Raw genomic sequence first — 22739 nt, 5'->3', positions numbered from 1 at the left:
AACTATCTTTTGGCTAATTTATTGAACAGAACCATGAGGTAGCCCAGCACGAGGAAGGCACCCGGCGCGAGGACGAAAATCAGGGGCGTGAAATCGGAAATGCCAAGGCTGAGCCCGAAGAACGAGCCGCTGCCCAGGATTTCGCGCACGGCGCCGATGACCGTCAGCGACAAGGTGAAGCCCAACCCGATGCCGATGCCGTCGAGCACCGAATCGAACGCCGAATTCTTCGATGCGAACGCCTCGGCGCGGCCGAGGATGATGCAGTTGACGACAATCAGCGGGATGAAGACGCCCAACGACGCGTAGAGCGCCGGCACGAACGCCTGCATCAACATCTGGATGATGGTCACGAACGACGCGATGATGACGATGAACGCCGGGATGCGCACCTTGTCGGGGATGATGTTCTTGACGAGCGAAATCACCAGATTGGACATAATCAGCACGGCCATCGTGGCCAGACCCATGCCCATGCCGTTTTCGGCCGAAGTGGTGGTGCCCAGCGTGGGGCACATGCCCAGCACCAGCACGAACGTGGGGTTGTTCTTGACGATGCCGCTCAAAATAATCTTCAACTTATTCATTCTGACCTCCTTCCTGAGCCTCGGGCTCGCTGGTTCGGGTGGCGCCGGACGCCGTGTCGGCAGGCATCTCGCCCGTCGAAACGCTCTTGAAAGCCATCCAGGCGCGGTTGATCGCGTCGACATAGGCGCGCGACGAAATGGTGGCGGCGGTCAGCGCATCGACGTCGCCGCCGTCCTTGGTGACGGCCAGCTTGCCGCCGACGAGCTTCTTCTGCTCCAGCTGCTGACCCTTGATGCTGTTGATAAGGGGGTTGCCCTCGTCGGCCATCTTGGTGCCGAGGCCCGGGGTCTCGGTCTGCTTGAGGACGTTGACGTTGATGACCTCGCCTGCGGGCGTGAAGCCGACCATCAGGCTGACGGGACCGCCGAAGCCCTGCTTGGAGATGGCTTCGACCGCATAGCCGACCGTCATACCGTCGAGCGATGCAGTGTGGACCGTGACAATCATGTCGTCGATGGTCAGTTCGTCGCTGAGCGTCTCGTCGAACGCGGGAAGCACCCCGTTGAGCGCTTCGGTCTTGGCGGCCAGCTCGGCCTGCGCGATGGGCTCCAGCGTAATCATGTTGACGACGCCGACGCCCGCCGAAGCGATAAGCGTAATGCCGAACAGAACGGCCGTCATGTTGAGAAGTGTGCTTTTCATCTTGCCGTTCCTCCTATTTGACGCCGAAGCGTTTGGGTTTGACATACTTGTTGATAAGGGGCACCGTCGAGTTCATGATAAGGATAGCGAACGACATGCCCTCGGGATAAGCGCCCCACAGACGGATGCACATGGTGATGGCACCGATGCCGACAGCGAAAATCACGCCGCCGCGCACGGTCATGGGCGAAGTGGAATAGTCCGTAGCCATGAAGATGGCACCGAGCATCGCACCGCCCGCCAGCACGTGGAACAAGGGGAACTGCCACAAGGCGGCCTCCTCGGCCCCGCGGCTCAGCGCCACGACGAAAGCGAACGCAGCCATCGTAACGAGCACCGTCACGGGGATGTGCCACGTAATGACGCGGCGCCACAAGAGGTACACGAAGCCTGCGAACAGCGCCAGCGCGGCGACCTCGCCCAGCGAACCGGGCATGTTGCCGAGCAGGAGGTCCTGCACGCCGAGAATGTCGGCGGCGGCCCCGTGCTTGACGGCGGCCAGCGGCGTAGCGCCCGACAAGGCGTCGAGCCCCTCGATTTCGGGGAACGCGGTCATCTGCACGGGATAGGCGATCAGCAGGAAGACACGCCCGACCAATGCGGGGTTGAACGGGTTCTTGCCCAGGCCTCCGAAAGTCATCTTGGCGATGGCGATGGCGACGAAGGCACCCATGACGACGATCCACCAGGGAATCGACGCGGGGAGGTTGAAAGCCAGCAGGACGCCCGTAACCACGGCCGACCAATTGCCGACGGTGGGCTTGCCACCGACCAGAAAACGCTGGATAAGGTACTCGAACCCTACGCACGAAAGCACCGAAAGGGCCGTGACGCAGAGCACGCTCCACCCGAAGACGACCGTCGAGACGATCAGCGCCGGCACGAGCGCGATGACGACGTCGCGCATGATCCGGCCCGTGGACTGCATGGTCTGCACGTGCGGAGCGGGAGCGACGATAAGTTTGTTAGCCATATTATTATATCGTTTTTTACTTTACTTGGTTGGCACCGCGCTACTTTTTAGGTGCTGCCGCGGCGGCGCGCTGGCGGATGATGCCCATGACGCTCTGTTTGCCCAAGCGGATCCAGTCCAGCAGGGGCAGGTACGACGGACAGGTCGACTGGCAGCAGCCGCACTCGATGCACGAAGTGATCATCTGCGCTTCCAGCTCGTCCCAGTTCTTCTTCTGGGTCATTTTGGAGAGGTAGTAGGGCTCCAGACCCATCGGGCAGGCAGCCACGCACTTGGCGCACTTGATACACTGCGAGGCATCGCGGCGCACGGCATCGCGGCCGCTCAGAACGGTGATGCCCGAGCAGCCTTTCGTGACGGGCGACGCAAGGTTGACCATCGCACGGCCCATCATGGGACCGCCGTTGATGACCTTGCCTGCGTCGGCGGGCAGACCGCCTGCGGCGTCGATAAGCGACTGAATGGGAGTACCCATGCGCGTCAAGAGGTTCTTGGGCTCCTTGACGCTCTTGCCGGTAATAGTAACAACGCGTTCGATGAGCGGCTTGTTCTTCTGCACAGCGTAGTAAACGGCCAGCGTGGTCGACGCGTTGCAGACCACAGCCCCCACGTCGATGGGCAGTGCGGGCGGCGGCGGAACCTGACGGCCCGTCACGGCGGCAATCAGCTGCTTCTCACCGCCTTGCGGATAACGTACCTTGAGGGGCACGACCTCGACGCCGTGGTACTCCTTGACGAGCTTGGAGAGATGGGCGATGGCGTCGGGCTTGTTGTTCTCGATGCCGATGAAAGCGCGGTCTACGCCGATGGCCTTCATCAGAATCGAAACGCCGACAAGCAGCTCCTCGCCGTGCTCCAACATGGTACGGTGGTCGGAGGTGAGGTAAGGCTCGCACTCCACGCCGTTGATAATCAGCGCGTCGGCTTTCTTGCCCGGAGGCACGGAGAGCTTGACGTGCGTGGGGAACGTGGCGCCGCCCATGCCGACGATGCCGGCGTCCTTGATTTTGGCGATTATCTGCTCGGCCGACAGGCTGCACTCCTTGACGAGCGTCTCCGAACGGTCGATGCCCTCGGCCCACTCGTCGCCCTCGCGCTTGATGGTAATCATCATCTGACGCAGACCCTGCCCGTTGGGCTGCATGTCCACAGCCGCGACGGTGCCCGAGACGGGCGAATGGATGTTGGCCGACATGAAACTGCCCGCCTCGGCGATAAGCTGCCCGGTGAGGACCTTGTCGCCCTTGGCGACCTTGGCCACGGCGGGCGCGCCGATATGCTGGGCCAGCGGAATCATCACCGTCTCGGGCAACGGAAGCACCTCGACGGGCTTGCCGCAGCTCAGCTTGTTTTCCGACGGATGAACTCCGCCCATTGGAAATGTTTTCATAGGTATGTATCCTTTCTTTGTACCGAGGGTCCGTTTCCGGTCCGAATCGCAGGTTCGACGCTGTTGCTCGCGGCCGCGGGCCGCGTATTCAGGTCCGCCCCTCCCCTAAATCCCCTCCTCGGAGGGGACTTGGTGCCGCTAACGCGGCAAAACCGACACTATCGATCCTCGGTACATGATTGAACGATTTCTTATTCAGCCTTGGCAGCCTTTCCGGCAGCGGGCGCAGCAGGAGCGGCTTTTTCGGCGGGAGCCTTGGGCTCCTTGGGCAGAGGCTCCATGTTGACCAGTTTGATGGCACCCGTGGGGCACTCGTTGACGCACTTGCGGCAGAGCTTGCACTTCTGCGGGTCGATGTAGGCGAGGTTGTTCTCGACGGTGATGGCACCGAACTGGCAGACTTTCTCGCACTTGCCGCAGCCGATGCAGCCGGCCTTGCAGGCTTTCATGACAACAGCACCCTTGTCCTTGGATACGCACGACACGTAGACGGCGCGGTCCTTGGGCCACTTCTTGCGCAGCTCGATGATGGCCTTGGGGCACGCCTTCACGCAGGCACCGCAGGCGGTGCACTTCTCGGGGTCGACCTCGGGAAGCCCGGTCGCAGGATTGATATGAATGGCATCGAACGCACAGACCGTCACGCAGTCGCCGAAGCCCAGACAGCCGAACGAACAGCCCGTCTCGCCGACATAGAGCGACGAAGCAACGGCGCACGAACGGGCCCCGTTGTACTCGTTGGTCCGGGAACGCTTCTCGCACGTGCCGCCGCAGCGGACCGTAGCGGTCTGCGGCTCCTTCTCGGCGGCCGCCTTACCCAGGTAGGCCGCGATGGACTTCATGCAGTCGCCGCCGCCCACCGGACAGAAGAGCGCCGAAATATCGTCGTTCTTGACCAACGCATCGGCCATGCCGCGGCAGCCGGCGAAGCCGCAGCCGCCGCAGTTGGCACCGGGCAGCATCTTCTCCACCTGGTCGATGCGCGGGTCCTCCTCGACGCGGAACTTCTGCGCGACGAAGTAGAGGATCACGGCGGAAAGTACTCCCAGGACACAGAGCGTCAGGATGGTGTAAAGTAATACTTCCATTAGTTTTTAGTTATTGTAAATTGAATTGTGTGTTCGATACGACGGCGGAAAAGCCACAATACCATATAATATAGGAGCACGGCCCCGAGCGATGCCAGCGCGCCGCGGCCCTCGCTCCACCCTGCCGCGCCGACCGTAAGACCCAGCACGGCCAGCAAAACGACGAGCGCCCCGCCATAGGCAAGAGCGACCGACAAAATTCCGATACGGCGCCGGACCCCCACGGTCACGGCATCGCCCGGAGCGAACGCCCCGGCATCGGAAGCGGCCACCTCGACGATTTTTTCCTGCGTCTCGGCCAGCCCGCAGGCCTGCCGCGCGTTGCACGTCCCGCAGGCGCTGTGCGAAGTAATCCGCACGAAGACTTTTCCGGCTTCCGTGCGTTCGACGGTCCCGCTATGTTCTATCAGTTCCGCCACGGTCTCAGTCCCCGTATTTGTTGGTCAGCGGCATCAACCGCTCGTGGCCGAACGAACACATCGACAGCCGCAGCACGGGCGGGAACTGGTAGCGCTTCTTCTCGTTGCGCATGATCATGGCGTGGATTTTCTCGACGACCTCGGAATCGAATCCGGCGTTGATGATCTCCTCGCGGTGCTGTCCCTCCTCGATCATGCGGAACAGAATGGCGTCGACCACCTCGTAGGGCGGCAAAATATCGGAATCCTTCTGCCCGGGATGCAGCTCGGACGACGGTTCCTTTTTAAGGATGTTTTCGGGAATAGGCTCGCCCTGCGTGCGGTTGATATAGCGGGCCATGTCGTAGATTTCCCCCTTGTAGAGGTCGCCCGTGGGGCTGAAAGCGCCCGCCGTATCGCCGTAGAGGGTACAGAAACCCAATGCGTTCTCGCTCTTGTTGGACGAATTGAGCAGGATATAGTCGTTCTTGTTCTGCACGGCCATCAAGAGGATGGTGCGGATGCGGGTCTGTATATTCTCCTCCGTAGCGTCGAACTCGGTGCCGCCGATGACGGGCTTGAGCGTGTCGATGACGCTTGTATAGATTTCGGAAATGGGGATGACGTTGTACTCGATGCCCAGCCGCACGGCCAGTTCCTTGGCATCCTCGACCGAATCTTCGGACGAGAAAGGCGAGGGCATCAACAAGGCCCGGACATTCTCCCGGCCGAGCGCATCGGCGGCCAGACACGCCACCACGGCGGAGTCGATACCGCCCGAAAGGCCGATGCAGGCTTTCTTGTAACCGTTCTTGAGGAAGAAATCGCGCAGGCCGCACCGCGCAGCCTCGTAGACCATCCGTGTGCGGTCGCCGGACGAAGGGATAGTGACCGGCTCGCCCTTGGAACGGGTATCGAAGACCCGGAAATCCTCCTCAAAACTTTTCATCATCAGCACGAGCTCGCCGCGGCTGTTGAACGCTCCGGACGTACCGTCGTAGACGATGTCGGTAGCACCCCCGACCTGGTTGACCAGCACAAGGTTCTTGCCCTCGACGAACGAGAGGTTGCGCATCATCTCGTAACGCCGGGTCATGGTCCCCTTGCCGTACTTGCGGGCGTTGATGGAGATAATCGTATCGACCGAACGGTCGAAATCGCGCTCGCGGCTCAGGTCGTCGCCAACGATGACGGCGCACTTGCGGCCCTTGACCGTGACATACTCGAACCCTTTGGACGGAACGAGAAAACCCATCTCGCGACGGGCCGTGATGTATTTCTTGCCGACGTACCGCAGCACCTTGCGGTCCTGGATGAGCGCCGCGGCGCTGACCGTGCCGTCGGCCGTGAGGAGCGGAAGCCCCACGATGGCGGCGATGCCGTCGCAGCACGACGCGATTTCTACCAGCGCCTCCTCGCACAACTCCAGGAAAGTGGTCTTACGCAGCAGGTCGAAACCCGGCGTTCCGCTCAGCGCCTGCTCGGCGAAAATCACCAGGTCCGCATTCCTGGCTTTCGCCTTGTGGATCGCGCCGATGATTTTCGACGCATTGCCGTCCACATCGCCGACGGTATAATTCAACTGGGCTATAGCGATTTTCATCTATGGCAATTTAAGTCCGAAATTACAACTTCGCAAAGTTAAGGATTATTTGTAAAAGTCGGAAAAATTTTCCATGTTAATAAATTAACATGACTGCGAGGGCCGGGCCGTGGCAACAATGAAACGCAAGACAGCCGGAACCCGCTGGGGCTCCGGCTGTCGGAACGCAATGCAGCTGCGCTACTCCTTCGCCGGCTCGGGGTCGGCGACGAGGATACGGCCGCAGTATTCGCAGATGATGATTTTCTTGCCCTGGCGGATGTCGGCCTGGCGCTGGGGCGGGATTCGGTTGAAGCAGCCGCCGCAGGCATCGCGCTTGACCGTCACGACGGCCAGCCCGTTGTGGACGTTGCGGCGGATACGCTCGTAGGCGACCAGCAGACGCTCGTCGATTTTGGCCCGGATTTTCTCGGCCTGCGCCCCGAACTCAGCGACCTGCGGCGCGGTCTCGGCCTCGATACCCTCCAGCTCGCTCTTCTTGGCTTCCAGGTCGGCGGCCCGCTCGCTGCTGAGCGCCTCGGCCTCCTCCAGGAGCACCTTCTTGCTCTTGATGCCGGCGGCATACTCCTTGAGCCGCTTGTCGGCCAGTTCGATTTCCAGCTCCTGGTATTCGATTTCCTTGGTGATGGCGTCGAACTCGCGGTTGTTGCGCACGTTGTTCTGCTGCTCCTTGTAGTTGGCAATCATGATTTTGGCCTGGTCGGTCTCGCGCTTGCGCTGCTTGATCAGGGCGTTGAGCTCCTCGATTTCGGCGTTGATCTTGTCGACGCGGGTCCGCATGCCCGCCATCTCGTCCTCGAGGTCCTGCACCTCCAACGGCAGATCGCCCTTGACCTTGTTGATCTCGTCGATCCTGCTGTCGATACGCTGCAGTTCGTAGAGCGCCAGGATCTTCTCCTGCATCGAGTAATCGGCCTCGGCGGTCTTCTTCTGTGTAGCCATATGATGTCGTAATGATTTTGAACCTAATTAAACCCAATAGTTCACCGGATTGCGCGTGCACGCGCTCCTGCGGAGCGCAAAGGTAAGCAAATTTTTCGATAAAATGTCAAACAGCAGCCGAATTGCGCAATATTCGCTCTCGAAGTGTCCCACGTCGGCCACCGTGAGGGCTGAATCGGGGGTCATGAAGTCGTTGTACTTGAGGTCGGCCGTGACGTAGAAATCGGCCCCGGCGGCCCGGGCGGCACCGATGAGCGAAGCCCCGGCCCCGGTGCAGACGGCTACACGGCGCACCTCGTCGCGGACGATGTCGCTGTGGCGGATGGCCCTGACGGCCAGTTCTTTCTGAAGCAGCCGCATGAAACCGGCCGCAGCCATCGGCTCCGGCAGCTCGCCGACGACCCCGAAACCCACCTTGGCGTCGGCGTCGGAAGGCTCCAGCACCCGCAGGTTCTCAACGCCCAGCTGCCCGGCCAGGTACCAGCTCATGCCGCCGGGCGCGCTGTCGAGGTTGGTGTGGCAGGCATAGAGCGCAATGCCGCGGCGGATGGCCCGCTCGACGCAGCGCTGCATCATGTCGGCCGAGTTGAAACGTTTCAGCGCATGGAAGACAATCGGATGATGGGTAATAACGAGGTCGCAGCCCTCGCGCTCGGCTTCGTCCAGCACCTCGTCGGTGACATCGACGGCCAGCAGCGCAGCATGCACCTCGTCGTCGGAACGCCCGACGATGAGCCCGGCATTGTCGTAGGGGGCCTGCCATGCGAGCGGCGCGAACCGTTCGATGACGTCGGTTATTTGCTTGATTTTCATCGGCTCAGAATAACGACTGTTCGTAAAAGGCGAAAAGTTCCTTGTTCTCGCCCTCCTCCGGCTTGCGGCGGGGACGGCGCGCGGCGCGCGGCTTCTTCTCCGCAGGGGCATCGGCCGCCGCGGCGGGCTCCCCGGCGGGCGTTTCGGGCTCGATTTTCACGACGGGCTTGCGGCGCGGCGCAACATCCTGTACGGCAGGTGCTTCGGCCGCAGGCTCCTCGTCGGCGACCACCCCCTCGCCGCCCGTCTTGAGGTCCTCGCGCACCTCGACCAGCAACGCCCGGATATGGCGCAGGCGGGTCATCAGCTCGGCCTCGCGCTTGATAGGGTCGTCGGCCCCTCCGGCGGCGCGGCGCTTCATGGCTTTCTTGGCCCCGTCGAGCGTCATGCCGCGCTCCTTGACCAGGTGGTAGATGACCTTGAGGTTCTCCACGTCCTGCGGAGAAAAAAGGCGGTTGCCCTTCTTGTTGCGCTTGGGCTTCAGCACGCTGAACTGCGATTCCCAATGGCGGATGAGCGACGTCTTGACGTCGAACATCTCGGCCAGCTCGCCCATCGAATAAAAAAGTTTTTCGGCCACGGCTTCGTCCGATTGAATTGATATGAAAGATTCTTCGTCGCTCTGCTCCTCAGAATGACGGTTCGCTATTGTTTGAGTATCCTCAACGAATTGGGATACAGATTGTTCACCCTGCCTCCTATGCGCTTGGCGAAGCCCAGGGCCCGCCCCTCGGCACACACCAGATTCATCCCCTCGGCCAACGCGTCGGGCCGCACCTCCGCCCGCCGCAGATAGCTTAGCGTCTCGTCGGGGCCGAACTCCGCCACAGGCACCGCCGCGCGGTCGAGACCCACGAAAAAGGCCAGCGCCGGGTCGGGCTTGAGCCGCCCTTTGAACAGCTGCCCCATCGCCACGCCCGAGCAGATGACGGGCAGCGCTTCGGAGAGGGTCCGCACGGCCTCGGCCTGCGCGGCAGGCCAGCCGTAGAACGTATCGCCCACCGTCACGAAACGCATGGCGGCAGGCTCCCGCACCCAACGGCCCAATTCGGCCACGGCCCCTTTGTCGGCCTGCCCGAAAAGCGTTCGGCGCCCCTTAGGGCTCCGCATCCGGCCGCCAAGGTCCGGCGACTTGCAGGCCACGGCGGCGAAAAAGCCCTCGCCGCAGGCCCTGTGCGGGAAAAACCGATAGGTCCGGAACGCCCCGACCTGCCCGCAGACGATGCCCCACTCCGCCCCGGCTTCGGGCACGGCGGCTTCGGCCACCTCGTCGCCCGCCCATGCGAGCATCCGTTCGAGCGTTCCCTCGTCCTCGTCGCGGTTGAAGGTGCAGGTGCTGTAAATCAACCTCCCGCCGGGTTTCAGTGCGCGCCACGCTTCGCGCAGAATCGCATCCTGCCGCGCGGCGCACAACCGCACATTGCCCTCGCTCCACTCGCCGCGCGAAGCGGGGTCCTTGCGGAACATCCCCTCGCCCGAACACGGAGCGTCGACGGCCACCGCGTCGAACCAATTCTCGAACTCCCCCAGCGCCTTGGGCTCGCAGGTCGTGACCGCCACGTTGCCCGTGCCCCACTTGCGCACGTTGTCGGCGAGGACCGAAGCCCGGCGGCGGTCTATCTCGTTGGCGACGACCAGCCCCTCGGGTCCCACGAGCGAAGCGTACAAAGTCGTCTTGCCGCCGGGAGCCGCACAAAGATCGAGCACCCGCCGCCCGGCGACGTCGCCGACCAACCGCCCGACGAACTGCGAAGCAGCCTCCTGCACGTAATAAGCCCCGGCATGGAACGCAGGGTCGAACGTGAACTGCGGCCGCTCGGTCAGGTAGTGCCCATCGGCACACCAGGGCACCTGTCCGCAGGCTCCGAGACGCCGCAGCAAAGCCCCGGCATCGCCGCACTTGGCGGGATGAAGCCGGACGCTCACGGGCGGCACGCCGTCGAGCGCCGCACAAAGCGCGGCCCCCTCTTCGGGCCCGAGGTCGCGGACGACGCGCCCGGCGAAAGCGACGGGAAGCTCCATGCTATTTCACGCCGAGGGCGTCGATACGGGCGCAGATACGCTCGAACACGGCGGCGTCCGAAACGAAATCCTCGTGGTCCTTGTCGATGACGAGCATGTCGCCCTCGTAGATATTATCGATCCAATGATTGTACTTGTTGTTGAGCCGCCGCAGGTAGGCCTCGTCGATATTCATCTCGTAATCGCGCCCGCGCTTGCGAATCTGCGAAATGAGCGTCGGTACGCCCGCCCGGAGGTAAATCAGCAGGTCGGGCCGCGGAATCAGCGTTGTGATGAGCCGGAAAATCTTCATGTAGGTCTCGATGTCGCGCGACGACATGAGCCCCATTTCGTGGAGGTTGTCGGCGAAGATGTGGGCATCCTCGTAGATGGTCCTGTCCTGGAAGATGATGCCCTTCCGGCTGTCGCCGAGCATCTCCATGGTCTGCTGGATACGGCTCCCGAGGAACGAAATCTGAAGGTTGAACGACCAGCGGTTCATGTCGTTGTAGAAGTCGCCGATGTAGGGGTTGTCGCTCTCTTCGTAATAGGCTTTGGCGCAATAGCGCTCGGTCAGCATTTGGGTCAGCGTGGTCTTTCCGCTTCCGATGTTACCGGCAATGGCAATATACATTAATTAAAAATTAAGAATTAAAAATTCAAAATCATGCGGCGGCGTTCAGGTCGGCACGTTCCAGCAACCTTTCATGGCCGGGGTTCAAACTTGCGCGCTTTCCGACACGAACTTCAGCAGGTCGTCGGCCACGCGGCGGTCGTTGACCAGCCGCGGCACCTTGTTCTTGCCGCGGGACTGCATCCAGCCCATGAAGGTCCCCGGTGCCACGACCGTCAGGTGCTGACGCTCCAGGGTGGTCTGCCGCTTGGCGTCGTAATCGGAATTGACGCTGCGCAAGGCCTCGTCGAGCGCCGCGGCGAACCGCTCCAAGTCGTCGGGCTGCCGGCCGAACTCGACGAACCACTCGTGGGCGCCCCGCTCGCTGAGCGACATGTAAAGCGGCGCCACGCTGTACTCCGTGACGACGGCCCCCGTGCGGGTGCAGGCTTCGGCCAGGGCACGGTCGGCGTTTTCGACTATGAGCTCCTCGCCGAAGACATTGATGTACTGACGCGTACGCCCGGCGAAACGGATGCGGTAAGGGTCGGTCGACGTGAACTCCACGCGGTCGCCGATTTCGTAGCGCCACAGCCCGTTGTTGGAGGAGATGATCATGGCGTAACTGCGGCCCGGCCGAACCCCTGCCAACGGCAGGACGGTATGTCCGTCGCGGAACTCGAAATAAGTGCCGTAATCGAGCATCAGCAGCATGTCGTCGCGCTGCGGGTCGTCGGCCAGCGCGAAGAAGCCCTCCGAAGCGTTGTAAGTCTCCATGTAGCGCATGCCGGGCGAAGGAATCAGCGCCTCGAACGAACGGCGGTAGGGAGCGAACTCGACGCCCCCGTGGGCGAACAGCTCCAAATCGGGCCACACCTCCAGCAAGTTGCTCTTGCCGGTGAACTCCAGCACGCGGCGCATCAACGCCAGATTCCACGACGGAACGCCGGCGAACGCCACGATATGCTGCCCGGAACACTCGCGGGCGATAGCCTCGGCCTTGCGGTCGAAATCGGAGATGATGGCCGTAGAACTCCTGGGAGCCCGGATCCCGCGGCTGAGGAAAGCCGTCTCGTGAATCAGCAAGGCCGAGAGGTCGCCGACGAGGTTGCGCCCCTCGCGGCGGCACGACCCGCCCAACGTGAGGGTCTTGCCGTCGAACATGCGGGTGCGGGGATTGGCATCGGCGACGAGCGCGGCCAGATCGCGCATGCCGAGCGTATGGTTCCACCAAAGCGACTCGCGCGTGACGGGGATATACTTGCTGCGGTCCGACGTGGTCCCCGACGACCGGGCGAAGAGACCGACGCGGCCGGGAGCGGCGACGTTGCGCTCGCCCGCGACCATGCGCTCGATCCACGGCTTGAACGAATCGTAATCGAACACGGGAACCAAGGCGCAGAAATGCGCGGGAGTCCGGGCCGCCGACAAGCCGTACCGCTTGCCGAAAGCCGTACCGAGCCCCCGGTCCACCAACTGACGGAACATCCGCTCCTGGGTCTCGGCGGGATGGCGCCGGAAACGGTCGATGGCTTTCAACCGCTGCGAAAACCAAGCCCTGCATATCGTACTGCGCAATGACATAACCCTGCTGCTTTGCTAATTGAAAAAATAACCCACCTTGCTCACCGACGCGGGCATGGCGAAAATCACCACGCGGTCGTAAGGATTGACCTCCATGTTGCCGACGGCGATGAACGCCTTGTCGCCGCGCACGATACCGCCCACGATGACGTCCTCGGGAAGCCCCCAATCGCGGATGCGCGCCTTGGTAGCGGGCGAATTGGGCTTGACGATGAACTCCAGCACCTCGGCGTCGCTGCCCGTCAGGCACTTGATGGCCTGCACGTCGGTCGACATGGTGAACCGGAAGATATTGGACGCCGTGACGAGCTTCTTGTTGATGATGGTGTCGATGCCGATGGACTCGGCGAGGTTGATGTAATTGAGGTTCTCGACCTCGGCGATCACCTTCTTGACCCCCATTTGCCGGGCGAGCATGGCGGCCAGGATGTTGGTCTCGCTGCGCCCGGTGACGGCCACGAAAGCGTCCATGTTGGCCAACCCCTCTTCGAGCATGGCCTCGGTGTTGCGCCCGTCCTCGTTGATGATAAGCGTCTTGTCGAGCATCTCGGCCAACCGGTAAGCCTTGTCGGCGTTGTAGTCGACCAACTTGATGTTGACCTCGCTCTGCAATTCGGTCGCAATCCGTATGCCGATGCGCGACCCGCCGAGAATCATCATGTTCTTGATCTCGACGTTGGAACGCCCCGAGAACTCCATGACCTCGCTCACAGCGTCCTGCCGCGCGATGATGTAGACGACGTCGCCTTCGGCGAGCTGCTCGCCGCTGCGTGGGATGATGGTCTGCCCGCACCGCGTAATGGCGACAGTCCGGTAACCCAACGGCGCGTCGTCCTCCTCGGAGGCACCGGGGTCGGTGCCGACCAACGGCGAAGCGGGCTCGAGCCGGAAGACGACGAGCGAGAGCTTGCCGCTCGAAAAATCGACGTACTCGGTAGTGGAGGTATGCCCCAGGAGGTTGATGACCTCGCGGGCGGCGACCTTCTCGGGATAAAAGAGGTAGTCGATGCCCATGTCGATGAAGACCTCCTTGTTGTTGGGTTCGAGATATTCGTTGTTGTCGATACGGGCGATGGACTTCTTGGCGCCGAGCTTCTTGGCGAGCATGGCGGCGACGATGTTGACGTTCTCCTCGTGGTTGACGGCGATGAAGAGGTCGCAGCGGCGCACCGAAGCCCTGCGCAAGGTAGCGAAGGTGGTGGAATCGCCCTCGACGGTGATGACGTCGGCCAGACTGCCCACCTCCGAGAGGAGCTTCTGGTCGCTGTCGACGATGGTGATGTCGTGGCCGTGGCCGCTCAACATCCGGGCCAGATGGCTGCCCATCTCGCCCGCACCCGCTATCACGATTTTCATGGCGCTGCTTGGATTCAGGCCCGCCGCAGCCCCGCAGGCTCCGAACGGACACGATTTTGCAATTTATCTTACAAATGTATACATTTGTCGGCGAAAGCCAAAATTTCGGCAGCTAAAAATCCAATATTATGCCAACGTGGACGATAGTCGTACTTTGCGCGATAGGAGCCGTGGGATTTTTCGTGGCGGGAATGTCGCTGACGCTGATATTCAAGGGCCGCCATATCGACTCGGAAATCTCGACCAACAAGAACATGCAGCGCCTGGGCATCAAATGCGCCGTCCAGGAGACCCGCGAAGCCGACGGCACGGCCGACTGCGCCCCGGACCCCGCGCAAAACGGATGCACGGGCAACTGCGGCGCCTGCGACATACAGCACAAGCAATAGCGAAAGGCTTGCATTCGGCCCGCTTGTCATTCCGCCATCCACCGCTCCTGTCATTCTGAGCAACCCTCTCCCCTCTGTCATTCTGTGGCCTTTCCTCTGTCATTCTGAGGAGGTCGCAAGACCGACGAAGAATCTAATACAAGGTCATTCTTCGCTACGCTCAGAATCTGTTCTCCCCAAAACTTTTGCGAGCAACTCGCAAGTCTCTTTTTTTCTCGTACTTTCTTGTGCAAGAAAGTACCAAAGAACCTTTGCACGGTGAAAATGGCGGCATCCGTCTTCGGTCGTTCGCTGAGCGGGCACGGAAGACTACGCTGTTCCGAACACCCGCTCCGGGCGCTCACTCCCTCGACGAGCGAAACCCCGCCATTTCCACGAGTGCGGGATTTCGCAAGAGCCATTCGCGGACCCGACTGGTTAAAGCACAAGCCGGGCGCCGCGCATTACTTAACCGGGGCTTGCTAAAACGTTTTAACAACGCGCAGCAAAAAAGCGGCGGCCGTATCCCGACCGCCGCACAACAGCGAAAACCGCAAGGCTAAATCAATGTCCCGTCGGGGAGCATATCGACCTCCGCCTCCCGGCCCGAAACCGGATCGTCCAACTCGAACCTGTACCACTCGCGCGCGGGACTGGCATAATGGTCGACCTCGTCGATCCGCCAAGTCCCGTACTGCGAAGCGCGCAAGGCATCCAGCACGACGGGCGGAACTTCGCTCAGCAGAATTTCGGTCTTGGTCTGCACCCATCGGTCCGCAGCGTCGAAACGCACCTCGCGCAAAGCCGTGCCGTCGACAATGTCGACCTCCAACACGTACAGCGGATTCCGCTCCCGCTCGCCCCCGATGATGCGGGAGCCGGGATATTGCTGCGCAATGAACTCCGTCACGGCCTGCGGAAGCTGATGCGGAAGCAGGTGACGGTCGTCGTCGTGGTCATCGCAAGCCTGCATCGCTGCTGCCGAAACCAACGCCAGCAGCCAAAATAACATTTTTTTCATCCTTATCATTATTATCCGAGACATACTATCAAAAAAGCGGCCATACCGCCCGGAGAACGGCGGGAACAGCCTGCTAAAACGTTTTAATCCTCCTGGGACTGAACGGGGCGCCGATGCCTGCGCCCGCCGCGATGCCGCCGCTTGCGGTCGCGAGACCCGCGGTTACCCTCGCCGCGGCCCGAAGCGTGGTTGCTGTCGGCAGGAGCGGCGGCGGCCGGATTGACGGGCTGCTCGGCCGCAGACTGTGCAGCTGCGGAACCGCCGGACTTCTGTCCGCTCCGCTTGCGCCCGCCCCGGTCGCGGCCACCGCGTCCGGAACCGGAACGTCCACGCCCGCCACGCCCGCGGTTCTCGGAGGGAGCGTACTTGGGCCCCTCGCCCACCGATTCGGGCAGGTCGGCCTTGCGGATGTCGCGCTCGATGAACTTCTCGATTTGGTGGAACTTGCCCTGCTCGTCCTCGCTGACGAACGTAATGGCGCTGCCCGTTGCGGCGGCACGGGCGGTGCGGCCGATACGGTGGATATAGTCCTCGGGGTCGTGGGGCACGTCGTAGTTGATGACCAGGCCGATGTCCTCGATGTCGATACCGCGCGCGACGATGTCCGTAGCGACCAGGATATTGATTTTGTTGTTCTTGAAAGCGAGCATCACCTCCTCGCGCTGGGCCTGCTCCAAATCGGAGTGCATGGCAGCGACGTTGAGCTTCATGCGCTTGAGCGTATGGGCCAGCTCCTTGACCTTGAGCTTCGACGAAGAGAAGATGATGGTCTTGAAATCGGCGGGCTGCGCGAAAAGCTCGCGGATGATGCCGAGCTTCTGGCTTTCGTAGCAAACGTAGGCCGACTGGTCGATGGCCTCGTTGGGCTTGGAAATGGCGATGTTGACCTCGGCGGGATTGCGCAGGATGGTCTTGGCCAGCTCGCGGATTTTCGGGGGCAAGGTGGCCGAGAACATGATGGTCTGCCGCTCCTTGGGCATGTAGGAGACGATTTTCATGATGTCGTCGCTGAAACCCATGTCGAGCATGCGGTCGGCCTCGTCGAGAATCAGGCACTCGACGCGCGAAAGGTCGATGCCGCTGTTCTGAAGGTGCGAAATCATCCGGCCCGGAGTGGCGATGACCACGTCGGAACCCATGAGCATGCCCCGCTTCTGAACGTCCCAGCCCTTGCCGTCGCCGCCGCCGTAAACGACCGTCGTAGAGACGGGCAGATAATAGGAGAAACCCTGGAACTGCTGGTCGATCTGCTGCGCGAGCTCGCGCGTGGGCACGATGATGACCGACTTGATGACGTTGTCGGGGTTGCCCTCGATGAGCAGCCGGTTCAGAAGCGGCAAAGTGTAGGCCGCGGTCTTGCCCGTACCGGTCTGGGCGCAGCCGATGATGTCGCGACCGGAGAGGATGACCGGAATGGTGTGCTCCTGCACGGGGGTCATCTCGCTGAAATTCATATCGTAGAGACCGTCGAGGATTTCATCCTCCAGGTCGAGTTCGTCGAATCGCATATGTCTTTTATTATTTATTTTAGATTCTTCGCTGCGCTCGGAACGACGGCATGAATGCCATGTCGGGCAAAGAGCGGACTGCGAACAATTTTTAATTCTTAATTTTTCATTTTTAATTGTCCCCGGCGACTTCCTCGCCGAACAGCGTAGCCGAAGTGCACCCCGTGATGCGCACGCGGACGTAATCGCCGATGCTGTGCGAGCCGCGGTCGAAGACAACGACCTTGTTCTGCGAAGTACGGCCCGAGAGCTGGCCGGCGTCGCGCTTGGAAACGCCCTCGACCAACACCTCGAACTCCTTGCCCACGTCGCGGAGGTAACTTTGGCGGCCGAGCTCGTTCTGCAAGGCGATGATTTCCTGCAAACGCCGCGACTTCACGTCGTCGGGCACGTCGTCGGGCAGATGCTTCGATGCGAAGGTACCGGGACGCTCGGAATATTTGAACATGAAAGCGAAGTCGTAGCCCACCTCGCGCATGAGCGAAAGGGTCCGGGCGTGCTCCTCCTCGGTCTCGCCGGAAAAACCGGCAATCAAATCGGTCGTGATACCGCAGTCGGGCATGTAGCGCCGGATGGCGGCGATGCGGCCGAGGTACCACTCACGCGAATACTTGCGGTTCATGCGTTCGAGCATCGACGTGGCACCCGACTGGGCGGGCAGATGAATCGAACGGCAGACGTTAGGCATCGAAGCCATGACTTCGAGCAAACGGTCGCTCATGTCCTTGGGATGCGACGTGGCGAACCGGACGCGCAAAAGGGGCGAAACCAACGCCGTGCGCCGCACGAGCTCGGGGAAGTCGACCTCCCCGGCGCGGTAGGAATTGACGTTCTGCCCGAGGAGCGTGACCTCGCGGTAACCGTTGTCGAAAAGGGTCCGGACCTCGGCGAGGATGGTCTCGGGGTCGCGGCTCCGCTCCCGGCCGCGGGTATAAGGCACGACGCAGTAGGAACAGAAATTGTTGCACCCGCGCATGATGGAAACGAACGCGCTGACGCCGTTCTTGTCGAGCCGCACGGGGGCGATTTCGGCGTAAGTCTCCTCGGAAGAAAGCAGCACGTTGACCCCCTTGCCGCCCGCCTCGGCCTCGCGGACCAAACGCGGCAAATCGCGGTAAGCGTCGGGCCCGGCGACGATGTCGACGCCCGAAGGGCCCTCGGTGAGCTTCTCCTTGAGCCGCTCGGCCATGCACCCGATGACGCCGACTATAAGCGACGGCCTGGTCTTGCGCAAACGCCGCATTTCGGCCAGACGCCCCCAGATACGCTGCTCGGCGTTGTCGCGGATGGAACAGGTATTGATGAGCACGACATCGGCCTCGTCGGGCACCTCGGTATGGACGAAACCCTCCTGCTGCATGATGGAGACGACGATTTCCGAATCGCCGACGTTCATCTGGCAGCCGTAGGTCTCGACGTAGAGCCTGCGCCCGGCACCCGCGAGGGGACGCAAGGTATTTACACTAAGGTTCAAAGTGAAAAATGAAAGGTGAAAGGAGGATTAAACATTTTAACAGATTCTTCGCTTCGCAACAGAATGACACGCAGCCGCGCTATTCGGCCTGTATCTCGTTCTTCTCGGGGAACTGCTTGAAACCCTCGCCGAAAGTCTCGTAGGCGTCGGTGACGACGACGAAAGCCCGCGGGTCGATCTCCTTGATTTTGTGCTGGACCTGGCGCACCTCCTTCCGGCTGACGACCAGGAAAATCATGTCGCGGACGGTATCGGTGTACATGCCCTTGGACTTGATATAGGTAGCACTGCGGTCCAGCTCCTCGATGATGAACTTCTTGAGCGGGTCGTGGTGGTCGCTGATGATGAAGAGCAGCTTGTCGTAGGATGCGCCGTCGAGCATGTAGGCGACCACGCGCGACGAAGCGTAGATCATCAGCAGCGAATAGAGCGTGAGCATCCACCCGTTGGACGACGCCTCGCCCGTACCGAGCCCGAAACCGATGACGGCCAAACCCGAGATGACGACGAACCCGTCGGCGAGGAAGATACCCGTGGAGAACTTGATGCCGCAGAACTTCTGCAACAGCATGCCTACGATGTCGGTACCCCCGGTCGTAGCCTGCTGCCGCACGACGAGCCCCTGCCCGATACCGACCCAGACGGCACCCATGATGCAGGTGAGCAACAGGTCGTTGGAGAGGTCGAGATGGCCGTTCAGAAGCAGCGCAGGGTCGAGCGACTCGACAGCCGCCTGGTCGGGATAGACCAACCGGGTGAGGATGTTCATGAAACCGGGCGTATAGAACGCGGCCACGACGGTACGTGTACCGAAATGGCCGCCGAAAATCCACAGAGCCGTCAGCATGAGAGGCACGTCGAACATGTAACCGAACGTACCGACCTGGACGGAGGGGAAGATATTGTGCAAGACGATGCCCATGCCATAGACGCCGCCGGGAACGAAGTTGTAGGGATTGATGAAGAGGACGAACCCCGCGCCCATGATCGAACAGCCCAGCAAAATAAGAACCCACGTGCGCCACCACGCCCACGAGCGCATCGGCTCAAGCAAAGACTTGGCATCCATAGCAACAAAAGTTTAGGAATGCAAAATTAAGAATTAAAAATGGAAAATTGAAAAACAAGGGGCCTTTCTGAGAAAAGAAAGAGGAGAGGGGCTCAAAATGTCAGGACGATACGTTGCGCGACCGCCCCGGCCAGGCTCGCGAATGATTCTTGCGAAATCCCGCACTCGTGGAAATGGCGGGGTTTCGTCCGTCGAGGGAGCGAGCGCCCGGAGCGGGTGTTCGGAACAGCGTAAGTCTTCCGTGCCCGCTCAGCGAACGACCGAAGACGGATGCCGCCATTTTCACCGTGCAAAGGTTCTTTGGTACTTTCTTGCGCAAGAAGGTACGAGAAAAGGAAAATAGAGCTGCGAGCCGCTCGCAAAGGTTTAGCGTAGAAATAGATTCTTCGCTACGCTCAGAATGGCGGGGATGGGGAGGGGCAGGGTTTTGTTCAGATTGCTGCGTCGCTGCGCTCCTCGCAATGACGATGCTGTGAAACAGATTCTTAACTGCACTACGCTTGTTTCCCTTCTCCTTGCATGGCATAGCCTGCAAGCAGTCTCTGTACTCAGATGAATATAGAGAATAATTAATAATAGGCATTTGTCATGTTGAGCGCAGCGAAACATCTGTACGCCGAGTAACAGATTCTTCGTCGCCTGCGGCTCCTCGGAATGACAGAGGGCGGGGCATGAAAAACGCAGTTGCGGCGGTCCGATTTTCGCACCGGGAAGTCCGAATATGGAAATTTTAATTATATTTGCATAACGAACCATACCGAACCGGACTATGATACTTACGATTTATACTGCTACGACGATGATTGTGCTTGCCTATCTGCTGGGCTCGATACCGAGCGCCGTGTGGATCGGCAAGAAATACTACGGCATCGACATCCGCGAACACGGCAGCAAGAACGCCGGAACGACCAACATGCTGCGCGTGCTGGGCCGCCGTGCCGCAGCCCCCGTCTTTGCGCTCGACTTTCTGAAAGGATTCGTCGCGGTGACCGTCATCGAACTGATGCAATACGACGATCTGATCGGCCACAACGACATCATCAATCTGAAAATCGGCGCCGTGGTGGCGGCCGTGCTGGGCCACATATTCCCCATCTTCGCGGGATTCCGCGGCGGCAAGGGCGTGGCGACGCTGGTGGGCGCCGTGACGGGCATCTACCCCCCGGCCGCACTGCTCTGCTTCGGCGTCTGGATCGTGGTGCTGATGATTTCGCACTACGTATCGCTCTCGTCGATGATTGCGGGCTGCTGCTTCCCGGTCTTCACCCTTATCTCGCCCAAGGTCAACGGCTCGAAAGCCTTTGTCGTCTTCTCGTTCATCATTGCGATACTGCTGCTGGTGACCCACCGCAAGAACATCAAACGGCTGCGCGAGGGGACCGAATCGAAAATCCACGTCTGGAAAACCCGCCGCACCCGCACCGACGGCCCGACGCCACCGAAAAACGACGGCGCAACACCCCGGGAATAGCCCGGTGCATGCCCCGCCGGGCAAGGGGCGATGCTCCGTCCGGTCCGGTTTTTGCGCACAAGAACTCCACGCTATGTTACAGGAAAACCTACTGAAAATCTACGAAGCGAGCTTCCGCGAAAACCGCGAGATGCCGGCGCTGACCGACTATTTCAAGGACGAGGAGTTCTCGTACTACGAAATGGCCAAGGAGATAGCCAAGCTCCACCTGCTGTTCAAGAAAGCCGGCATCAGGCAAGGCGACAAGATAGCGCTCATAGGCCGCAACAACCCCCGCTGGTGCATCACCTACATCGGCACTATCACCTACGGAGCGGTCATCGTACCCATTCTGCAAGACTTCACGCCCAACGACATCATCCACATCATCAACCACTCGGAGAGCCGCCTGCTTTTCTTGAGCGACAACTTCTGGGACGTCATCGAAGAAGAACAGATCCGCCAGATCGAAGCGGTCTTCTCGCTGACGGACTTCCAGGCGGTCTACGAACGCGACGGCAAGTCGCTGACGAAATTCCAGCGCGACATCGTCAAGAATTACCGGGCCAAATACCCGCGGGGCTTCAACATCAACGACATCAAATACCCGGAAATCCCCAACGACCGGGTGATTCTGCTGAACTACACCTCGGGCACGACGGGCTACTCGAAAGGAGTGATGCTGACGGTGAACAACCTGACGGGCAACGTGCTGTTCGCCAAGGAAGCGGTCAACACCCAGACGGGACAGCGCTACTTCCAGAAAGGCGGCCGGACCCTCTCGTTCCTGCCGCTGGCCCACGCCTACGGCTGTGCGTTCGACTTTCTGGCCCCGCTGGCCGTGGGAGGCCACATCACGCTGCTGGGACGCATTCCCTCACCGAAGATACTCATCGAAGCGATGTCGGTAGTACGGCCCACGATCATCTGCTGCGTGCCGATGATTCTGGAAAAAGTATACCGCAAGCAAGTCCTGCCGCTGCTCGAAAAAGGTCCGATGAGCCTGGCGGTGAAGATACCGCTGGTCAACGCGGCCATCTACTCGGTCATCCGCAAGAAACTGATGGACGCTTTCGGCGGCAACGTGTCGATATTCATCGTGGGCGGCGCGCCGATGAACCAGGAGACCGAAGCGTTCCTGATGAAAATCCGCTTCCCGATAACCATCGGCTACGGCATGACCGAATGCGCGCCGCTTATCAGCTTCGCCCCGGACAACGAATTCAAGGCGGGCTCGTGCGGCACCTATCTGAAGAACCTGCTGGAAGTGAAAATCGAATCGCCCGACCCGGAACGCACGGCGGGCGAAATCCTGGTACGCGGCGAACACGTCATGCAGGGCTACTACAAAAACGAAGCGGACACACAGAAGGTACTCGACGCCGAGGGCTGGCTCCACACGGGCGACATGGGCACGATGGACCCCGACGGCACGCTTTACATCCGCGGCCGCTCGAAGACGATGATTCTGTCGGGCAGCGGGCAGAACATCTACCCGGAAGAAATCGAAGACAAGCTGAACAACATGTACATGGTGCTCGAATCGCTGGTCATCGACGTGGGCAGCGGCCGTCTGCGGGCGCTGGTGGTGCCCGACTACGAACAGGCCGAGAACGAGGGCGTGGACAAAAACGACCTGCCAGGCATCATGCAGAGCAACCTGGAGGAACTGAACGCCCAGCTGGCGGCCTACGAACGGGTGGCGGAAATCGTGCTCTACCCCACCGAATTCGAGAAAACGCCGAAGCGAAGCATCAAACGCTACCTGTACACCACTTCGGTACGAGGTAAATAGCGGCCCCCGATTTTGAATCTTCCCCCGCTGCGGCCGGTTGCAGCGGGGGATTTTTGTGCAGCG

General features: G+C 60.8%; 21 protein-coding genes. 3 read left to right on the top strand and 18 right to left on the bottom strand.

Annotated features, from left to right (window positions below; all coding sequences use genetic code 11):
- Positions 1-2: 2 nt before the first annotated feature.
- The 14 genes from NFR47_RS05980 to trkA form a co-directional block, all read right to left on the bottom strand.
- Positions 3-587 (bottom strand): RnfABCDGE type electron transport complex subunit E, encoded by a 585-nt coding sequence (locus tag NFR47_RS05980; protein ID WP_251214659.1) that lies wholly within the window; start codon positions 585-587, stop codon positions 3-5.
- The gene (locus NFR47_RS05975; RefSeq protein WP_251214658.1) at positions 580-1230 is read right to left on the bottom strand and encodes an RnfABCDGE type electron transport complex subunit G; all 651 of its coding nucleotides are present in this window, start codon (positions 1228-1230) and stop codon (positions 580-582) included. Before NFR47_RS05975 ends, NFR47_RS05980 begins: the two co-directional genes overlap by 8 nt.
- Before the next feature lie 13 nt (positions 1231-1243).
- On the bottom strand, positions 1244-2203 hold the full coding sequence (locus NFR47_RS05970; RefSeq protein WP_251214657.1) for an RnfABCDGE type electron transport complex subunit D: 960 nt from the start codon (positions 2201-2203) through the stop codon (positions 1244-1246).
- 40 nt (positions 2204-2243) lie between these two features.
- Positions 2244-3593 (bottom strand): electron transport complex subunit RsxC, encoded by a 1350-nt coding sequence (gene rsxC, locus NFR47_RS05965; protein ID WP_251214656.1) that lies wholly within the window; start codon positions 3591-3593, stop codon positions 2244-2246.
- Between the two features lie 191 nt (positions 3594-3784).
- Positions 3785-4681, bottom strand: a complete 897-nt coding sequence (locus NFR47_RS05960; protein ID WP_251214655.1) for a Fe-S cluster domain-containing protein — start codon at positions 4679-4681, stop codon at positions 3785-3787.
- On the bottom strand, positions 4681-5100 hold the full coding sequence (locus NFR47_RS05955; RefSeq protein ID WP_251214654.1) for a SoxR reducing system RseC family protein: 420 nt from the start codon (positions 5098-5100) through the stop codon (positions 4681-4683). The genes NFR47_RS05960 and NFR47_RS05955 overlap by 1 nt, the downstream gene beginning before the upstream one ends.
- A gap of 4 nt (positions 5101-5104) precedes the next feature.
- Entirely contained in the window at positions 5105-6682 is a 1578-nt protein-coding gene (locus NFR47_RS05950; RefSeq protein ID WP_251214653.1) for an NAD+ synthase, read from the bottom strand.
- Positions 6683-6862: 180 nt separating this feature from the next.
- A complete protein-coding gene (locus NFR47_RS05945) occupies positions 6863-7624 on the bottom strand; it encodes a zinc ribbon domain-containing protein (RefSeq protein WP_251214652.1) in 762 nt (253 codons plus the stop codon).
- A gap of 27 nt (positions 7625-7651) precedes the next feature.
- On the bottom strand, positions 7652-8437 hold the full coding sequence (locus NFR47_RS05940) for a Nif3-like dinuclear metal center hexameric protein (protein WP_251214651.1): 786 nt from the start codon (positions 8435-8437) through the stop codon (positions 7652-7654).
- Between the two features lie 4 nt (positions 8438-8441).
- Complete coding sequence (locus NFR47_RS05935; RefSeq protein ID WP_251214650.1) at positions 8442-9017, bottom strand: MerR family transcriptional regulator; 576 nt, start codon at positions 9015-9017, stop codon at positions 8442-8444.
- Positions 9018-9082: 65 nt separating this feature from the next.
- On the bottom strand, positions 9083-10459 hold the full coding sequence (locus tag NFR47_RS05930) for a methyltransferase RsmF C-terminal domain-like protein (RefSeq protein WP_251214649.1): 1377 nt from the start codon (positions 10457-10459) through the stop codon (positions 9083-9085).
- Position 10460: 1 nt separating this feature from the next.
- The gene (locus tag NFR47_RS05925) at positions 10461-11072 is read right to left on the bottom strand and encodes a deoxynucleoside kinase (RefSeq protein ID WP_251214648.1); all 612 of its coding nucleotides are present in this window, start codon (positions 11070-11072) and stop codon (positions 10461-10463) included.
- Between the two features lie 84 nt (positions 11073-11156).
- Positions 11157-12635, bottom strand: coding sequence for a GH3 auxin-responsive promoter family protein (locus NFR47_RS05920; RefSeq protein ID WP_251214647.1), 1479 nt, complete (start codon positions 12633-12635; stop codon positions 11157-11159).
- A gap of 15 nt (positions 12636-12650) precedes the next feature.
- Entirely contained in the window at positions 12651-13991 is a 1341-nt protein-coding gene (gene trkA / locus NFR47_RS05915) for a Trk system potassium transporter TrkA (protein WP_251214646.1), read from the bottom strand.
- A 128-nt stretch (positions 13992-14119) separates the two neighbouring features.
- Between trkA and NFR47_RS05910 the strand changes: the two genes are divergently transcribed.
- Positions 14120-14380, top strand: a complete 261-nt coding sequence (locus NFR47_RS05910) for a hypothetical protein (RefSeq protein WP_251214645.1) — start codon at positions 14120-14122, stop codon at positions 14378-14380.
- 538 nt (positions 14381-14918) lie between these two features.
- Here the strand turns inward: NFR47_RS05910 and NFR47_RS05905 are convergent.
- From NFR47_RS05905 to NFR47_RS05890, 4 genes are all read right to left on the bottom strand, one after another.
- Positions 14919-15380 carry a PepSY-like domain-containing protein gene (locus tag NFR47_RS05905; protein ID WP_251214644.1) on the bottom strand — a complete coding sequence of 154 codons (462 nt, stop codon included), beginning with the start codon at positions 15378-15380 and terminating at the stop codon, positions 14919-14921.
- An 83-nt stretch (positions 15381-15463) separates the two neighbouring features.
- Positions 15464-16888: a DEAD/DEAH box helicase gene (locus tag NFR47_RS05900; protein WP_251214643.1), complete on the bottom strand. Its 1425-nt coding sequence runs from the start codon at positions 16886-16888 to the stop codon at positions 15464-15466.
- Between the two features lie 112 nt (positions 16889-17000).
- The gene (gene miaB / locus NFR47_RS05895; RefSeq protein WP_251214642.1) at positions 17001-18341 is read right to left on the bottom strand and encodes a tRNA (N6-isopentenyl adenosine(37)-C2)-methylthiotransferase MiaB; all 1341 of its coding nucleotides are present in this window, start codon (positions 18339-18341) and stop codon (positions 17001-17003) included.
- Between the two features lie 100 nt (positions 18342-18441).
- Complete coding sequence (locus tag NFR47_RS05890; protein WP_251214641.1) at positions 18442-19431, bottom strand: YitT family protein; 990 nt, start codon at positions 19429-19431, stop codon at positions 18442-18444.
- Between the two features lie 769 nt (positions 19432-20200).
- Here NFR47_RS05890 and plsY point away from each other — a divergent pair.
- On the top strand, positions 20201-20902 hold the full coding sequence (gene plsY / locus NFR47_RS05885) for a glycerol-3-phosphate 1-O-acyltransferase PlsY (RefSeq protein WP_251214640.1): 702 nt from the start codon (positions 20201-20203) through the stop codon (positions 20900-20902).
- A gap of 73 nt (positions 20903-20975) precedes the next feature.
- Complete coding sequence (locus tag NFR47_RS05880; protein WP_251214639.1) at positions 20976-22676, top strand: AMP-binding protein; 1701 nt, start codon at positions 20976-20978, stop codon at positions 22674-22676.
- Positions 22677-22739 lie beyond the last annotated feature (63 nt).

Origin of the sequence: Alistipes muris (assembly GCF_943193205.1) — a bacterium.
Lineage (GTDB): Bacteria > Bacteroidota > Bacteroidia > Bacteroidales > Rikenellaceae > Alistipes > Alistipes muris.
Note: the sequence above shows the minus strand (reverse complement) of the source record. Positions and strands in the feature narration are given on the sequence as shown.